The sequence below is a fragment of the Rhizobium mesosinicum genome (assembly GCF_019511345.1).
GTDB classification, from domain to species: domain Bacteria; phylum Pseudomonadota; class Alphaproteobacteria; order Rhizobiales; family Rhizobiaceae; genus Rhizobium; species Rhizobium mesosinicum.
In genome coordinates, this window is record NZ_JAEUAK010000003.1 from 23,736 (window position 1) to 38,849 (window position 15,114).

Sequence of the window (15,114 nt, forward strand, 5' to 3'; positions counted from 1 at the left end):
TCCACTACATCGCGCTGTCACGCGACTAATCCGGCGATGCGCGGAACAAGCCACAGCATCGCGGCGGCACCGATCATGTAGGCGCCCACCTGACGCGCTCGTGCAGGTGGGACGTTCACCAGCGTGCTTGCCACTTTGAGCAAGAGCGAAGCCGCAGCGATGAAGATCAATTGTCCGGCCTCGACGCCGAGGTTGAACGTCAGCAGGCTCAGTGGCAGGTCGGACTGCGGCAGTCCGATTTCCTTCAGCGCACCGGCAAAGCCGAAACCATGCAGCAACCCGAATGCGAAGGCCACGACCCACGGGAGACTTTCGGAAAGCCGTTTTTCACCCGGCTTCATTCGGGTGAGTTCGCTCGCAACGAAAGCAATGCTGAGAGCAATTGTCGCCTCGACCGGCTTTTGCGGCAGACTGAAATAGCCGAGCGAGGCTCCAGCCAAGGTGATGCTATGGGCAATCGTGAAGGCGGTGATGGTCTTGATCAGCATTCCGCGCTCTCTAATGAGCAGAAAAAGGGCGAGAACGAAGAGCAAGTGATCGACGCCCGAGAGAATGTGGTCGACACCGAGCAGGAAGTAAGTTCGAGCCACATCAAGGCTGCTTTTTGCGCCCGCGATAGTGAAAGAGGGCGCGTCCGGCATGACGCGAATGACCTCGGTGTCTCCGCTTTGATATTCAATGCGAACGAGGGCTTCCGTCATCGTCGATCTGAGCCCCTCAATGGTGATCTGGCCGCCTTTCAGTCCGCCTGCACAGGCAACGGTCCAGCGCTCCAGATAAGCGCCGCCATCGATCGATCTCACTCGTTCGGCTTTTTCGATGCAAGGCTTCGGCAATGTTGCATCGAGACTGAGGCGCATGTTGCCCTGCGCCGGCACTTTCCAGATGACCGCAAACTCGTCGCGTGTCGTCTCGCGCAGGTCGAGATAAGCAGGCCTGATTTCGTGAGCCATGCCTGAGGTGGCCAGGAATAGCGGGACAAGCACCGCCAGCAATGCGCCAGACCGCATCATCGGTCGGCTTCCGCGCTGACAGGGAATTCGATACTCACCATATAATGCTTGAGCAGCTCGGCAAATCGCTCGTCTTCCAGATCCTTCCGCTTGGCATTTGTCCATTCGCGCGCGACGGCGTCCCGCACTTCACCGAGCGCCGGCACTCGGCCGGGCATGCGCTTGGACACCCGGATCAGATGGAGCCCGAAACTGCTGGCGATCGGCCCCGTCCATTGATCCAGGGGGGCCTTGTCGAGTTTCTCGGTGAATTCGGCGCCGAAGGTTTCCCCGATCGCGGTCTTGCTCGAAAGCGGCAGGTCGGGCGGAAGCAGCGTGGGGTCACCCAAGAAGCCGCGATCGGCGGCGGGATTGGCCTGCAGCGCTTCGAGGACGGAAGCCGCGTCCCGAGCGGTCCTTTCTCCGTGCCGTTGAGGGTTGAAAAACACTTGCTGGAAGGCAAACATCGGATCAATTTCGAAGGTGGCTGCATTGGTCTGCAGATAGGCGCCGAGTTCTGAATCGGTCGGAGTGAGAACCTCCGCGGCAGCGGCATCGAGGAATTCCATTTTCTGACGCAGGCGGCGACGAACGACCGTGTCGTCCCTGTCGAGACCGAGCGCCAGCGCTTCGCGCACCAGCACTTCTTCCTTCACATAGTCGTCGATCAGGGCCTTTAATTCGTCCGAGGTCGGCGGGCGCTGCCAGGTCTTGGTGAATAGAGTGGCCATCTGCTCGATCTTCGGCGCCGTTACAATGATGCCGTCTGGTCTGCTTTCTCCATAGCCGCCCAAGAGCCTGTAAACGAGGAAGATCGCCAAGGCGAGCAGCAGGAAATGAACCAGCGGCTCCCTCAGCACGCGGTGAAAGAAAATCGTGCCCATACGGTGGCCGGACGACGGGCCGGCCGATTCAGCCGCCTGCATCGCCATCACGGTGTGTACCAGATCGGCGAGGTGTAGGCGCGCTCGGTCACAGTCATCCGCGTTCCCTCGAGCGGCTTCGTTCCATATCTTCTGGCGTCATAGGCAGTCCACCGAGGCGTCGGTATTTCGATGACGCGCCCGTAGTAGAAGGCCCTTTGCTTTGGATCGAAGCTGGGATCCTTCCAAACTGCGATCAGTTCCGGAGCGCCGATCGTGTTGGTCCACGTCGCGTTCTCAACGTTCACGGTGCTGCCGACCGACGGCAGCTTGCCATCGGCGCCTGGCTTCCGGTCCCCACTCCAGGCGACGTCGTACACTTGCTCGTGCGTCTCGCCCTTATCGTCCAGCCAGCCCTTGACGATCTGGTAGCGGTCCAGATTGGCCCCGATCGGGTCCCGCAGCGCTGCGACGAGGAACGACGGCGTCTTTCCCTCCGGCGCTGCCTTGAGGTCGCCGCCCATGGGAACGCCTTTGGCGTAGCCGATCGCGCCGGGGTTACGGCTCTCGGCATCGGCGGGTTCGAAATCCCAGCCGCCGAAGAAGCGTACGGCCATGCGCGATCCCGTCGTGGCATAGGTCTCCTTGCGTTGCATGGCGTCCCATATCGACTCGCGCGTGTTTTCGACCGCCCAGACAGCCGCATATCCTGACGCGCCGACCTCCCAGTCCATTACCGTGATGCCGGTCTTGTCGTCCTTGACGAAAGTTGCCGTCAGGCGCTCGGCGCTCGGCTCCTGCGGCGTGGTCTTGCCGAAGAAATTATCCTCCTCCATGGCCGAAAGGCCTGTATGTGCATCCGAGCTGCCGACCAATCCGAACTTGTAAGGGTTCGTTCCGAGCTCGGCTTCGAGTTTGAGGCCGTTCTTCAATGCAGACCGTGCATATTCGAACTCGAGCATAGCAGGCGTCTTGCGTTCGCTGGCATCGAGATTGCCGAAATCCCAGATCTCGAAATCAGCAAACTCGTCGTTCGGCGACAGGAACGGGTGTGCCTCTCCGGTCCCCTTCGTCTGAGTCGTTTCGTAGAGGCGTTCCCACCTGGAGCGCTGCTCGACATAGGTCTTGTCGACCGGCTTGCCGGTAAAGGATTCGATCAGCGGGAACATGCGCCCGTTGGAGAGATTGCCGTTGTGCGCAATCGCTAGCACGTTGCCGCCGGTCTTGTCCTCATAGGCTTGCATCCAGTGCCATAGGTCGCGCGGATTGTCGCTGCCCAATGGTTTCAGCGTGGTATAGGGTACGACCTGAGCGGCCTTGTCGGCATTGTCGCGGAAGATGACGTTGCGATGGAGGTTGTTCCCTGCCGTATTCGACGTCCACTCATAGCCGATGAAGGCCGTGAACCGCCCCGGATCGTTATATTCCTCGGCAGCCGCTATCGTGTCCTGCCACGCATTCTTGTAGGCGCGCGTGTCCGGCCCGTAGATCATGCTCTGGGGAAGCGTTCCCTTGCCGAAGCTGAAAATGATTTGAAGCGCGGCTGTCGCGCCCTGGCCCGACTTGATCATATCGTACCAGGTTTTGGCCTGCGGATCGGCAATCACTTCCGGCTTGCCTGCGAACAGATCTGGGAACATGCCCATATTGTCGGAGTGATCGGCTACCACCAGAAAATCGAGCGGCCGTGACAGCTTGGCAGGCTGGCCGCTCGATGCCATGACCTCTTCGCCACGGGCAAAGCGGTAAGCGTCGCGTGGCGTCAACCTCGCGCCGAACGCGCCGGCGTCGAAGGAGGCTCCGGTATGCAAATGCGTGTCGCCAAAAAGCGGGCGGGTCGGAAAATTTCGTCCCGCATAGGGCGAGTAGAAAGGTTTATTGGCGAATACCCTTCCAGCCGCCCCGCTGTCCAGAGTGCCGATATCGGTGGCCTGCTGAGCCACGGTCGGCAAAGCAGAGCCCAGGCTTAAGAGCCCGGCAATTAATAGTTTCCCAGTTGTCGCTTTCATGGCTTTCCCCCTCCACTATGCGAACATTACACCATCGCGGCGGCTCGTTTCTTGATCAGCATCAATGACCGGAGCCCCTGTCCCGGCTGAAATTCACCTTGAATGTCTTCCGACGGCCGGTCCGACTGGGCTCTCTTTACGGGCGTTCAGTCGTTCTATGAAACTTGCTGGTGCGACTCTTGCGCCTCGGGTAATATCAATGGCGAAGGGCCGAGGAGAAACAAGAAGAGCAGATTTGCTTCGACAATTACGATCAATCCGGATGAAACCGGTGATCATTGCAAGAGTTGAGGGAAAGTCCTGTAAGTACTGGAGGGGGAAGATGAAACGAAGAACTGCGATTGCCGTGACGTTCGTTTGGGGACTTCTATTCGGCGGTGGAGCAATGGCCGCGGACTTCAATTCGCCGATGACGCCTGCAACTCATCAAACTGAAACTGAATCGGGATGGACGTTCACATTCGCGCCCTACTTCTGGGCGGCAGGACTATCCGGCGATGTCGCGCAATTTGGATTGCCGACAGTCGATGTCGATATGAGCTTCAGCGATATTTTTGAGCATCTCGACTTCGGCGCCATGGCAATTGGGGAGGCCCGCTACGACCGCTACAGCATTTTCGGCGACATCATATACACCAAAATTTCCGGTTCCGCCGGTACGCCCAGAGGGATCGTTGCCTCCGAGGTAGAGGTTTCAACGGAGACATTCGCCGGCCTGCTCGGCGTGGGTTACTCGATCATCGATGACAACACATCGCGACTTGATGTCGTCGGAGCGGCAAGGGTCTGGTCTGTCGACACCGATATTTCGTTCAGCGGTGGCGTTCTGGATGGCGTGACGCGAAGCGATGGCGCGACATGGGTGGACGCGATGGCCGGCTTTCGTGGAAACTACTCCATAACGCCCGAAATCTACCTGACCGGATGGGGTTTGATTGGCGCCGGCCAGGCCGACCTCGATTGGGACGTGGCCGCTGCGATCGGCTACCGTTTCAATGATACCGTATCGGCTGTCGTCGGCTACCGGGCCCTGGGCGTCGATTTCAGCGATGACGGCTTCGTATTCGATGTCGTGCAACAGGGCCCGATCCTGGGATTGGTTATGCATTTTTGACTTCTTCAGAAGCCGATTGAAACACCCTGTCTAACGATGAGAGTCACCTCTGGCACCGGTGCACGGGAGTGGCTCGGCAATCCTCACTTCAACGCGGTATCCGTCTCCAAACTGGTCCATGCCTCGCGCGGCGACGTTATGTCGACGATTGCCCAGACACGTTGTTCTTCGACACCGAGAGCGGAGACTTTGACCGGGCTCGGGATTGCTCGCAGACTTCAACGCTGCGCGTGCTTGCTCCAGAACGTGAGTAGCGGCGTGCGAGCGGCCTTCGGCCGCGTTAGCCGGCCTTTGTGCAGACAGGTATAAAAACTGATCTCGATCCAATTGTGCGGTCGGCGCCACATTCCGTTCAACAAGCTGTTTGGTGCGCTCGAGATTTACGCTCGCTTGGAACATCAGAACCTTGGCGTTCTCGTAAAGTGATCCAGCCTCTGTGCCGATCCACTGGCGATTACAGCGGTCGCCGTTGGATGAACGCTGTGCCCCTCAAAACGAGCTGACCGGAAGGCTGGCAGAGGGCAAGGTGCAATTACAGGCGATGAACCGTGGGACATAACCCCGACGCGAGTGAAGCTACTGTCCCCATTGCGCACAAGCGCGTAAACTTGATTTAGCTCCTCGTTTCGCGGATCTCATCAAGGCCAGCGGCCATATGCTTCGCGTGAACGCCGGATATGACCGCTCCGTTCCAATGTTCAAATTGGCTGATGAGCTCTTGCCACGCGAGCCGTTCCCCATATGGGGGCAAGGTCAGCCTGATTGCCACACAAATCTTCATGCTCTCCATGGTCGGATGTTCGCGGCGGCGAAGATCTTGGCGCGACTGGCAACACAATCTAGCAACCATTAGCTCGCCACGAGAGAAGGGTACCTTCGTCCCAAGGCGATTACAGGAAGCATTGAAGCAACGCCGCAAGCCTCATGCTATAGGTATGGACAACAACATGATCGGCGTCATTGTAGGTCTGGGTGCGGTTGTAGTGCAGAGAATAGGTGCCCAGGCACCTGCCGTCCGAGCCGATCAGCGGGCTGGAGACGATAGAGCGGATTCCCTCCTGGCGGGCGTAGTCCTTAAAGGAAGTGAGGTCTTCGTCCTCCTCGACATCGTGGACGAAGACCGGCTTCTGCAGTGCTAGGGCCTGCAGGCTGACTGTGCCATCACCTTCCACCACGTCTGCAAACCGATCGACGAAGTCAGCGTTGAAATTTGTCTGCGCAAAGAGTGACAGGCAATACTTCCGTTCGTTCCAGATCCGCAAGCTTCCGCGATCGGCGTGATTGGCGCTGACCGCGTGGTCGAGGGTTAGCTCCGCGTCCTCACCGAGATAGAGGGGTACTTCGATCTGGGGGCAGGTGATGTGCCAAAGGTGCTCTAGCCTTGCGAGCTCCAGGCGGGCATCTTCGATCAGTTCGCGCAGGTGCGCTCTACGGATCACATCTCCTTCATCCGCAAGTTGTGCTTGGTACCGCAAAAGGTTTTGCCGAAGAATAAAGCGGCGCATGTTATTCTACCGGAGCTGAGTGAGTATTGGCATCAGCGTGCCTCAAAAGTCCGAGGGACCATGACATGCGCGAGATGAAACTAGTAATTTTACGATGACTCTGTGCTCGGACACTGTCAACTAGAGACGAGCTTGGCAATGAGACAGCGATAGTTGGGGATGTCAGGCAGTAACTGGACATTGCTTCACCCGATGGTAACAGAAACGTCGATTGGGTCATTTGCCTAGATCCAAACACGCCTGGTTGTCGACATGAGCAGCGCAGCCTAGAGCAAACGCTTAATTCGTCCCACATATTCTGCGGTGGCTTTACTGACGAACACACCCGCACCTGCAGGCGTCATCAGTTGCTCTTCACCCTCCCAGCCTCCATTGACAGACCTCATCCAGTCATGATCTCGTACTGAGACGATCCGCAAGTACCATCTGCGGGCTTTTCTCGTTGCGAGTTCGACGTCGGCTCGTTGCGGCGCGGCTTTTCCATGCGCTCCAGCGCTGCTAGAGCACCTCAGTCGAAAGAAGGCGAGTTCGGCGATTGAAGATTGGCTGCCGAAGCCAATCCCGCTGAGGCCGACGCAATGCCTGTCGCAATGGCGTTACACGTCACGACTCTCGCGCTGCTGAAGCCGACGAACCATGGAGAAACGATCAACCAAACTCCGATCATGCCCTATACCATTCCAGGCGGCTCCTCGGCTCAATGAGTGATACTAAGGAGAGTGCCAAGACGACCCGGCATGTAGTGCGATGACCATTCGACGCTCGCGGCCACCATGAACGGCCCTTCCGTCGATATCAGCGACGGCGTCGCCAAAATATACAGACCGACGATCTGGGCTACGCACTACGGCCAGCGAAACCCATTCATTTTATTATCCTTCCCCTGAAAGCAGCTGTAGCCGAATTGAGGACGGCAGCGAAACGGACGGAGGCAGGGGACCGGGATGTTGATGATCCCGGTGATAGTCGCTCAATGACTAATCCGGTGGTCTCCCCCTCGCGCCACCGCACCCAAACCCCGTTCAGCAACGGCACGGTGACCTAAACGGTAAACATGACCACCGACATCGCTGCACGCCCTATGCTCGCTTCGGAAGGCTAACGGCGCATTGCTCTGGATCAATGCAAGGCAAACCAGAAATCCATGAACATTCGGCGTCGATCGCTACCACCGTCCTTGCGGTCGCAGTTGTGGAAACAAGAGGTGTCAGAGGAGATGCGCAGTTGACGCCTTGCGGCCATGGCGGCATTCCTCGCTTTTTGCGTTGCACGATCGGGCTTACCAGCCCCCTTCGGCTCCTCGTCGTCTCGCGTTGAGTTGTCCGCTTCAGAGTGGGCGGAGCGACATTGTCCGCGGTGCGAGGACCGTGCTACGATTCCGCAAACTTCTCCTGTGGTCGCTCGCAGCTTTCCTCGGATTCTGCCACCAGTCGTAAAATGCAAGGCGTAGGATCCGTCGTAAGCATGGTTCCATCAGAACGACGATGTTCTGCCGAAACTCAGTCGCGCTCTTCACCTCGATGCTGGGACTGCTCAATGCGATCTTACAAGGCTCGGATACTTGCGGGAGGCTTTCCGATCGCCTGCTGCACGACTGCGGCCCTGCTTGCGTTTGATGACTACGAAAGCCCGCTCCATCTTATCGGGAAGCCTTGCCCGGATCGATCCCCCGTCGAGCAGGGATTTGCTTTACTATTCGACTTCTCGTCCGAAGATGAGCGCGAGGCGGCCAATCTTCGCTCGTAATGACCGAGATCACCGTTGCGGTTACCCGCGACCTCGTGTTCGGTTGCTCATGTTTATCTCTCTTTTGATGCTCATCAAGGTAAGACTCAGATGATATGTTAGACTGTTATTATGCATCCGATTTTGTGGCGTTCAGCCAAGGCCTGTTTCAAAAACGCCGAGTTTCATAAGGTCATCGCTCATGTCGTTGAAATTGATCAGTGGAATGATGAAGTCATCCGGTGAGGAAGCGCTGCTTTTGATGGAGGCTGCAGGCACGGAACAAATCGTCCTTGTCAGTAAAGAGGCGCTCATGGCAGTTGCGGAGCCCCCGCGCTGCGACGAGAGTCGTCTGCAGGAAAATATCGACGTCTTCAGCAAAATCGCTGACGCCAAATTTGCTGCCGGAAGCGCGGAGCCGGATGGTCGCATCAGGATCACGGCGGCCGATATCGGAGCCTGGCTTAATTCGTGAAAAGCGGCAACCTGATCGCCAGAAGCACGGCTGAGCCGGCAAAAACCAAAATCACCAGCCGCTGTTGCCGCCGCGTGGCCGGTGCTCGCCGATGGCTTTCCCATTCGCGCTTCAGGGAAGTGGTTTAGCTACGAGACGTCATTCGACATCACGCCGTCACCCTTCCATCAAGTTGGCTTCAGTCTCCCCAAACTGGTCAAGCGCGTCTTCAAGGTAATCCGGCAGTAGCGGCATGCCTAGCAGATAGGAGGCCGTGCGCTTGTCATGGGCGCCAGCGGCCTGTTGGCGAAGTTCATCCCATCGGCGGCATCTCCATCGCCACCCCGAGCCAGGCAAGAGCTACGAGGTCGATCTGTTCATCCTCGTTTAGTGCCTGCCCAGATCGCATTGCGCAATTCTCGTTCTACCGAGTCGTCGATATGCTCTTCAAGGACTTCGATCATCTTGTCGTCCGTTGGATTGGAGCCCGGATCTGGCTCGGTCGTGACGTCCTGACGTCGAACTCTCTTGCCTTGAGAATGAGGTAGCGCGCACTTTCTCAGGCGAAATGCCTGGCTTTCATTCTTTGCCAACGCCAGTCATCGGTAGCCTTCTTGTGGGCTTGAGGGGTTGGGATATTTTGATCCTGATGGGGCATCACGTTTTGCGCTGGATCAAATCTTGGACCTTCATGAGGTGGTCTGATGTCCGTGCATGATGAAGGTCCGGCGGCCCCAGGAGGTACTGCTCACGCCCAATGGGACGGCCGAAGGTTAGCACGCCTCCCCTGGTCCTCGAATGGCAAAAGAGCCGGCAAACTCATCATGTCGGAGAATGGAGTGGTTTCTGATTGCGTGGCGCCAGGCTCGACGTCAACTACCCCGCCTGCAATCTTGCCCAGCATGCTGGGCAGAAGATGGGGTGGTCAGAAATCGTCTATCAGCTTCCTGACGGCGGCGAGGATTACCATGACAGCAACGCGAATACTCGGGGCTTCGACTGATTGATTTTTCGCTCGAGCTGAACTCCCGCCATGACTGTATGGCGGGAGGAAGTGCGGCGCTTATTAGGCATGATGGCCGCTGACAGCCCGCAGCAATTCTTCAGCAAGCGGCCGACTGCCGCAATGCGTAATGTCGCCGATAGCAAGCATACCAACGATCTTATCGTCTGCATTCATGACAGGCAGGCGCCGGATCTTGTGCTTTTCCATCATCCGCACTGCTTCCTCAATCCGATCCGACATGTGGCAGAATGTGGCGCCTGGCGACATGACCTCTCGCGCCGTAACCTCGGAAGCATCATGACCGTCGGCAAGGACCCGCACGGTGAGATCGCGGTCCGTGATCATCCCGATCATGCGACCGTTCTCTGTGACTGGAACAGCTCCGATATCCTGCTTTTTCATCAATTTGGCGACCTCGCTGACACGCGTGGTCGGCAAAACAGATTGAACCTGCTTATGCATCGCTTCTGATACATGCATGATATGTCCTCCTGGCCAAACAGAATGTAGCTGTCAAAGTTTCCAGGAACGGGTCAGCAACCGCATTGATCAGGGTCAATGCAGTTGCACGGATTCGGTCCGCTTCCACAACGTCAAACTAGGTCGACCACACGAGTGCAGTCTCTTTCCATCCCACGAACTTGACGGAGATCAATGCAACAAAGCCGTCGTCGTGTTGTCCTGCTTGGGTGACGATCTCCGCAGGATCACAAGGATGAGCATGTGGCCTGCGGACTTGAACCTGGGGAGGCGGCTCGATGCCGCTGATGTCCTTACCGCCGTCACTCGACCGAGTGCCGCAGTCGATGCGGTGGGGGCGGGACCAGATGTCGCCGGCGGCATTCTTCCAGCGCCGCCTTCGTCCTGCAGGCGACAGGGCAATAATAAGGTCGGCGTTAGAAAGGAGCGGACGGTGTTCTTCAATGACCGAATCGACGCGGGCAGGAAGCTCGCTCAAGCTCTTGAAAAATACAAGAATGACCATGTCGTCGTGCTTGCGCTTCCGCGTGGAGGCGTTCCGGTAGCTGTCGAGATAGCGAGACACCTTAATGCCCCGCTTGACCTGCTTCTGGTACGAAAAATCGGCCTTCCGATGTATCCGGAGCTCGCGATGGGAGCGATCGTCGATGGATCGGAGGCAATCGTCGTCCGCAACGAGCACGTTCTGCGCCTCGCAGATGTGCCGGAATCCTCGTTCGAGAACGCGCAGCGCCGTGAATGGGAGGAGATTGAACGTCGTCGTCGTCGGTATCTTGGCGCCAGCCCCCGTCAGGAAGTATTCGGGCGCATCGTGATAATCGTCGATGACGGCATTGCTACAGGTGCGACAATGACGGCGGCCATTCGCGCGTTGAGGCAACGCAAACCGAGTAAGATCGTCGTGGCAGTGCCTGTAGCGCCCCTTGAAGAGCTCGCGCAATTGAACCAGGTGGCTGATGAGATTGTCTGCCTGTACACGCCTGCTTTCTTTGAGGCTATAGGTGCCCATTATCGGGATTTTCGGCAGCTGAGCGACGATGATGTCGTCGCGCTGATCAAGTCCGTCCCGGCTATGCCATGATTCCCGTTCTGCGTCACGCCTCGGCCCGAGCAGCCTGTCCTTCCCAGACGCTCGCGTCATGAGCATTCGGTGCGGTCGCTTCTGATAGAAGGCTGCCCAGGGCCGCGGTGTCGGATTGCCGATAGCCGAGGGTGGTCGTTGCACCGCGTTCATGAGGTCATCGCAAGAACGCCGCTCTGTCAGGTACGTGCCGCAGCATTCCTTGCTGCAGGGGAACAGGTGACGTCAGACTTCATTTTTGCGTCTTTACCGGAGGCAATAGCCATGACCATCGAGGAACTGAATGCAGAAGACTGCTTCAATGTGCTTCAACAGGCAAGGACCGGGGTGCTGGCATGCAGTCACCATGACAGGCCCTACGCAGTGCCTATTCAAATCGCATGTGACGAACGAAGGATCTATGCATTTTCGTTGGAGGGCAAGAAAGTCGAAATCATGCGTGCCAATCCCCAAGTTTGTCTGCTCGTGCAGGAAAAGAAGGGACCGAGAGACTGGTACTCTGTCGTCGCCTGCGGGCGGTTTGAAGAACTTCGCGATGAGGACGGCGTCGCCGGGGAGATGCATCGCGCCTGGAGTCTGCTGCAGAGGAAGAGCGAGTGGTGGGAACCCGGCGCCATCCGGCCCGAGGGCTGTGGAGAACGCCCATATAAGCCTGTCTTCTTCGGGATTTGGGTCGAAGAAATCTCAGGCAGACATGGCAAGCAGATCGAATGACCTCGCAGGTTCAGGTGTCGCCGCTCATCCACCCGCTTGACGCAGATCAATGTCTTAAAGCAACTTTCTGGTCTTAGTTTCTCTCATGGCTGGCGCCCACTTAGACCATTATCGGGCGTAACGAGATACACCATTAGCGCGCAGCCTCAAGCCGCTACCAGGCTGCTTCGGCAGAAGGCGCGGCTTCGCGCGACACCGGCAAACGGCGAGAACGCATCTCACATGTCATCACGCGATCCTCGCCTTTGCTTTTTCGCGTCCACTCATGAAAGGAGAAAGTCATGGACGATCTGACGCTGAGACAGAACATCCTCGATGAACTGGAATTCGAACCGAGTATTGATGCTGCCAATATTGGCGTAGCCGTTGATGACGGCGTCGTGACATTGACCGGCCACGTCAGTTCCTATCTTGAAAAGGAAACCGCAGAAGGGGTCGTGAGGCGGGTAAAAGGGGTACGCGCCATTGCGGAGGAGATTGGCGTGCGGATTGCCGGTACCTACGAAACCGAAGACGAGGACATCGCCCGCCGTGCCGCCAATACGATCGATTGGAAGGTTTCCATTCCAAGGCAGGCAGTCCAGGTCAAGGTCGAGAATGGATGGCTTACGTTGACGGGCGAGGTCGAGTGGCAATACCAGAAGGCTGCGGCTTACGATGCCATTCGCGATCTTGCCGGGGTTGTCGGCATTTCCAATAAAATCAAGATAACTCCCCGCCTTCGAGCAGGTGACGTGAAGAAGCGCATCGAAGATGCCTTCAAACGCGATGCCGTACTTCAATCTCAAGCCATCCAGGTAGAGGTTTCGGGAAGCAGCGTCACACTCAAGGGCAAGGTTCATAGCTGGTCGACGCGACGTGCCGCCGAGCATGCCGCATGGTCGGCGCCAGGCGTCCGCAATCTCAACGATCAGATTGCAGTCGGGTAGTACCGCGATCGCGGCCCTCTATTCCGCCGTCGAGCTGCCGGAGACCTTTCTCCACCACGCTTGCGGGGCGAGTTCCTGATGTCCTGCCGCCCTCCCGGCGGCGGGACTTGTCAGGCGATTACGCATTGAAGTTGCTGTGATCCAGCCACGGTTCCAGCCGCGCATGTGATCGGTCGCTAACCGCGACTGCGATCGTCAATCGTCGACCGTTGCAACGGTAGGTCCGGCTGGCCCCGGATCATTGGTTTCAGCAGCAAAATGCTGAAGACCGTGGCGATCATCAGTAACACTACGATCAGGACAAGATGGTCGACGATCAACCAGCGCAGCCAGCGCCCCGCTTGCTCGGAATTTGTCATTGGACGTTCTCCAGAGGCAGGAATGCAGGTCCTGGTGAATGTATCGATCGCTCGTCCGTCCCTGCCTCGCGAAGAAAAGATTATCGCGACTCGCGTGACGCAGCATTGCGCGAAGTCAAAAGCGAGCCGGTCCTTAAAGCAAACCAATTGTTGATGTTGGTCAACGCGGCTGCCCGAGCTCTATGCCTATCATCGCCAACAAGCCGAAAGCATTTGCGTTTGGTTTTATTTGGGAGATGGAAGATGGTGCATAAACAGGTTCTTTTTCATTCCGAAGCCAGAGGGAAGGTTCTTCAGGGGGCGAGCAAGCTCGCAGATGCGGTTCGCATCACTCTTGGGCCGCGATCGAAGTCGGTTCTGATCGAGAAGAAGTGGGGCGCGCCCATCGTGTGTAATGACGGCGTGACGATCGCCAAGGAATTCGATCTCAAGGACGCTGAGGAAAATCTGGGCGCCCGCATGCTGCGAGCCGCCGCGGAAAAGACAGGCGAGGTTGTCGGCGACGGAACGAGCACGTCGACACTATTGGCACATGCGATCTTGGCGGACGGCCATCGTAACGTCGTAGCTGGCGCAAGCGCCATCGATATCAAACGCGGCCTTGATCGCGCCGTTCTACGTGCTGTCGAGGCGTTGCGATCGATATCGAAACCAGTGACTTCCGATAAGGAAAGGCAGCAGGTCGCCTCTATTTCCGCCCATAATGATGAGGCGATCGGCAAGCTGGTCGCCGAGGCCATGGCAAAGGTCGGCAAGGAAGGCGTCATCACCGTCGAGGAGTCCAAGACGATGGAGACACGTCTCGACGTGGTCGAGGGGACACAGTTCGATCGCGGTTATATCTCAGCCTATTTTGCAACCGATGCCGAGAAGATGGAGTGCGTCCTGGAGGACGCAAGGGTGCTGATCTTTGACCGAAAGATCTCCGCATTGGGCGATCTTGTCGCATTACTTGAGCAGATTGCCAAATCAGGCAAGCCATTGCTCGTGATCGCCGAGGACGTGGAAGGTGAAGCGCTTGCAACCCTCATCGTCAATCAACTGCGCGGCACATTCCGCAACTGCGCCGTCAAGGCTCCGGGCTTCGGCGACCGTCGCAAAGCCATGCTGCAGGATTTGGCGATCCTGACCGGGGCGCAGCTCATTTCCGAGGATCTCGGTTTCAAGCTCGACAAAGTGACGGTGGACCAACTTGGCACAGCGTCGCGTATCGTCGTCGATAAGGACACGACGACAATTGTCGGTGGCGGCGGGTCCCAACAGGCGATCAAAGGGCGGGCTGAGCAAATCCGCAAGGAAATCGAGACGACGACAAGCGACTACGATAAGGAAAAGCTGCAGGAGCGGCTTGCCAAATTGTCGGGTGGTGTAGCGGTCATCCGCGTCGGTGCACTTGCCGAAGCCGAGGTGAAGGCCAAGAAGGAAGCTCTCGACGATGCGATCAATGCCACAAAAGCCGCGGTCGATGAAGGCATCGTTCCTGGCGGGGGGCTGGCATTGCTTCGCTGCGTAAGGGCGGTCGTCGGAGAGGAAGACCTCTGCGAAGGCGACGAGCGCACCGGTGTACAAATCCTCAAACGCGCCCTCGAAGTACCGGCCAGGCAGATCGCCGAGAATTCGGCGGTCGACGGCGGCGTCGTCGTCGCCAAGATGCTGGAATCGGACGGCGCGATTGGTTTCGATGCGGCCCGCAATCGTTACGTCGATCTTCTTGAGGAGGGGATCATCGATCCGACCAAAGTGGTGCGGGTCGCATTGGAAAATGCGGTTTCAGTTGCCAGCATACTGCTCCTGTCGGAGGCGACGATGACCGAAATTCCGGAGCCCGTCCAGCAACCGGCTTCCCCGCGTATGGAGATCTAGAACGGGTAAGCAACGCGCCC

At 57.7% G+C, this 15,114-nt stretch carries 15 protein-coding genes and 1 pseudogene; 6 read left to right on the plus strand and 10 right to left on the minus strand.

What is annotated here, in order from left to right:
* Positions 1–17: 17 nt before the first annotated feature.
* From JNB85_RS07710 to JNB85_RS07720, 3 genes are read right to left on the minus strand one after another with little or no spacing between them, the layout of a single operon-like run.
* Positions 18–1,013 (minus strand): HupE/UreJ family protein, encoded by a 996-nt coding sequence (locus JNB85_RS07710; RefSeq protein WP_220333768.1) that lies wholly within the window; start codon positions 1,011–1,013, stop codon positions 18–20.
* On the minus strand, positions 1,010–1,918 hold the full coding sequence (locus tag JNB85_RS07715) for a peptidyl-prolyl cis-trans isomerase (protein WP_223216446.1): 909 nt from the start codon (positions 1,916–1,918) through the stop codon (positions 1,010–1,012). The genes JNB85_RS07710 and JNB85_RS07715 overlap by 4 nt, the downstream gene beginning before the upstream one ends.
* A gap of 5 nt (positions 1,919–1,923) precedes the next feature.
* On the minus strand, positions 1,924–3,864 hold the full coding sequence (locus tag JNB85_RS07720) for a DUF3604 domain-containing protein (RefSeq protein WP_220333769.1): 1,941 nt from the start codon (positions 3,862–3,864) through the stop codon (positions 1,924–1,926).
* Positions 3,865–4,249: 385 nt separating this feature from the next.
* Here JNB85_RS07720 and JNB85_RS07725 point away from each other — a divergent pair, with 385 nt between their 5' ends.
* Entirely contained in the window at positions 4,250–4,978 is a 729-nt protein-coding gene (locus JNB85_RS07725; RefSeq protein ID WP_223216447.1) for a hypothetical protein, read from the plus strand.
* A gap of 890 nt (positions 4,979–5,868) precedes the next feature.
* Here the strand turns inward: JNB85_RS07725 and JNB85_RS07730 are convergent.
* From JNB85_RS07730 to JNB85_RS31075, 4 genes and pseudogenes are all read right to left on the minus strand, one after another.
* Entirely contained in the window at positions 5,869–6,483 is a 615-nt protein-coding gene (locus JNB85_RS07730; protein WP_220333770.1) for a GAF domain-containing protein, read from the minus strand.
* 508 nt (positions 6,484–6,991) lie between these two features.
* Positions 6,992–7,150, minus strand: coding sequence for an SPW repeat protein (locus JNB85_RS31215; protein ID WP_223216448.1), 159 nt, complete (start codon positions 7,148–7,150; stop codon positions 6,992–6,994).
* A 1,211-nt stretch (positions 7,151–8,361) separates the two neighbouring features.
* Complete coding sequence (locus tag JNB85_RS31070) at positions 8,362–8,787, minus strand: hypothetical protein (RefSeq protein WP_220333772.1); 426 nt, start codon at positions 8,785–8,787, stop codon at positions 8,362–8,364.
* A 52-nt stretch (positions 8,788–8,839) separates the two neighbouring features.
* Positions 8,840–9,232: pseudogene (locus tag JNB85_RS31075) on the minus strand (DUF3775 domain-containing protein).
* Positions 9,233–9,512: 280 nt separating this feature from the next.
* Here JNB85_RS31075 and JNB85_RS07750 point away from each other — a divergent pair.
* Positions 9,513–9,665 carry a hypothetical protein gene (locus JNB85_RS07750; protein ID WP_220333773.1) on the plus strand — a complete coding sequence of 51 codons (153 nt, stop codon included), beginning with the start codon at positions 9,513–9,515 and terminating at the stop codon, positions 9,663–9,665.
* A 63-nt stretch (positions 9,666–9,728) separates the two neighbouring features.
* Here the strand turns inward: JNB85_RS07750 and JNB85_RS07755 are convergent, their stop codons facing one another.
* Positions 9,729–10,148 carry a CBS domain-containing protein gene (locus JNB85_RS07755; RefSeq protein ID WP_220333774.1) on the minus strand — a complete coding sequence of 140 codons (420 nt, stop codon included), beginning with the start codon at positions 10,146–10,148 and terminating at the stop codon, positions 9,729–9,731.
* A 118-nt stretch (positions 10,149–10,266) separates the two neighbouring features.
* Positions 10,267–10,713 (minus strand): hypothetical protein, encoded by a 447-nt coding sequence (locus JNB85_RS31080; protein ID WP_338050324.1) that lies wholly within the window; start codon positions 10,711–10,713, stop codon positions 10,267–10,269.
* On the opposite strand from JNB85_RS31080, the gene JNB85_RS07760 reads away from it, so the two are divergent.
* From JNB85_RS07760 to JNB85_RS07770, 3 genes are all read left to right on the plus strand, one after another.
* Entirely contained in the window at positions 10,660–11,229 is a 570-nt protein-coding gene (locus tag JNB85_RS07760; protein WP_338050320.1) for a phosphoribosyltransferase, read from the plus strand. The genes JNB85_RS31080 and JNB85_RS07760 overlap by 54 nt on opposite strands.
* Before the next feature lie 264 nt (positions 11,230–11,493).
* The gene (locus JNB85_RS07765; protein WP_220333776.1) at positions 11,494–11,943 is read left to right on the plus strand and encodes a pyridoxamine 5'-phosphate oxidase family protein; all 450 of its coding nucleotides are present in this window, start codon (positions 11,494–11,496) and stop codon (positions 11,941–11,943) included.
* A 281-nt stretch (positions 11,944–12,224) separates the two neighbouring features.
* On the plus strand, positions 12,225–12,872 hold the full coding sequence (locus tag JNB85_RS07770; protein ID WP_220333777.1) for a BON domain-containing protein: 648 nt from the start codon (positions 12,225–12,227) through the stop codon (positions 12,870–12,872).
* A gap of 176 nt (positions 12,873–13,048) precedes the next feature.
* Here JNB85_RS07770 and JNB85_RS07775 read toward each other — a convergent pair whose 3' ends face one another.
* Positions 13,049–13,231 (minus strand): hypothetical protein, encoded by a 183-nt coding sequence (locus tag JNB85_RS07775; protein ID WP_220333778.1) that lies wholly within the window; start codon positions 13,229–13,231, stop codon positions 13,049–13,051.
* Between the two features lie 243 nt (positions 13,232–13,474).
* Between JNB85_RS07775 and groL the strand changes: the two genes are divergently transcribed.
* Entirely contained in the window at positions 13,475–15,094 is a 1,620-nt protein-coding gene (gene groL / locus JNB85_RS07780) for a chaperonin GroEL (RefSeq protein ID WP_220333779.1), read from the plus strand.
* The last annotated feature ends 20 nt before the right edge of the window (positions 15,095–15,114 follow it).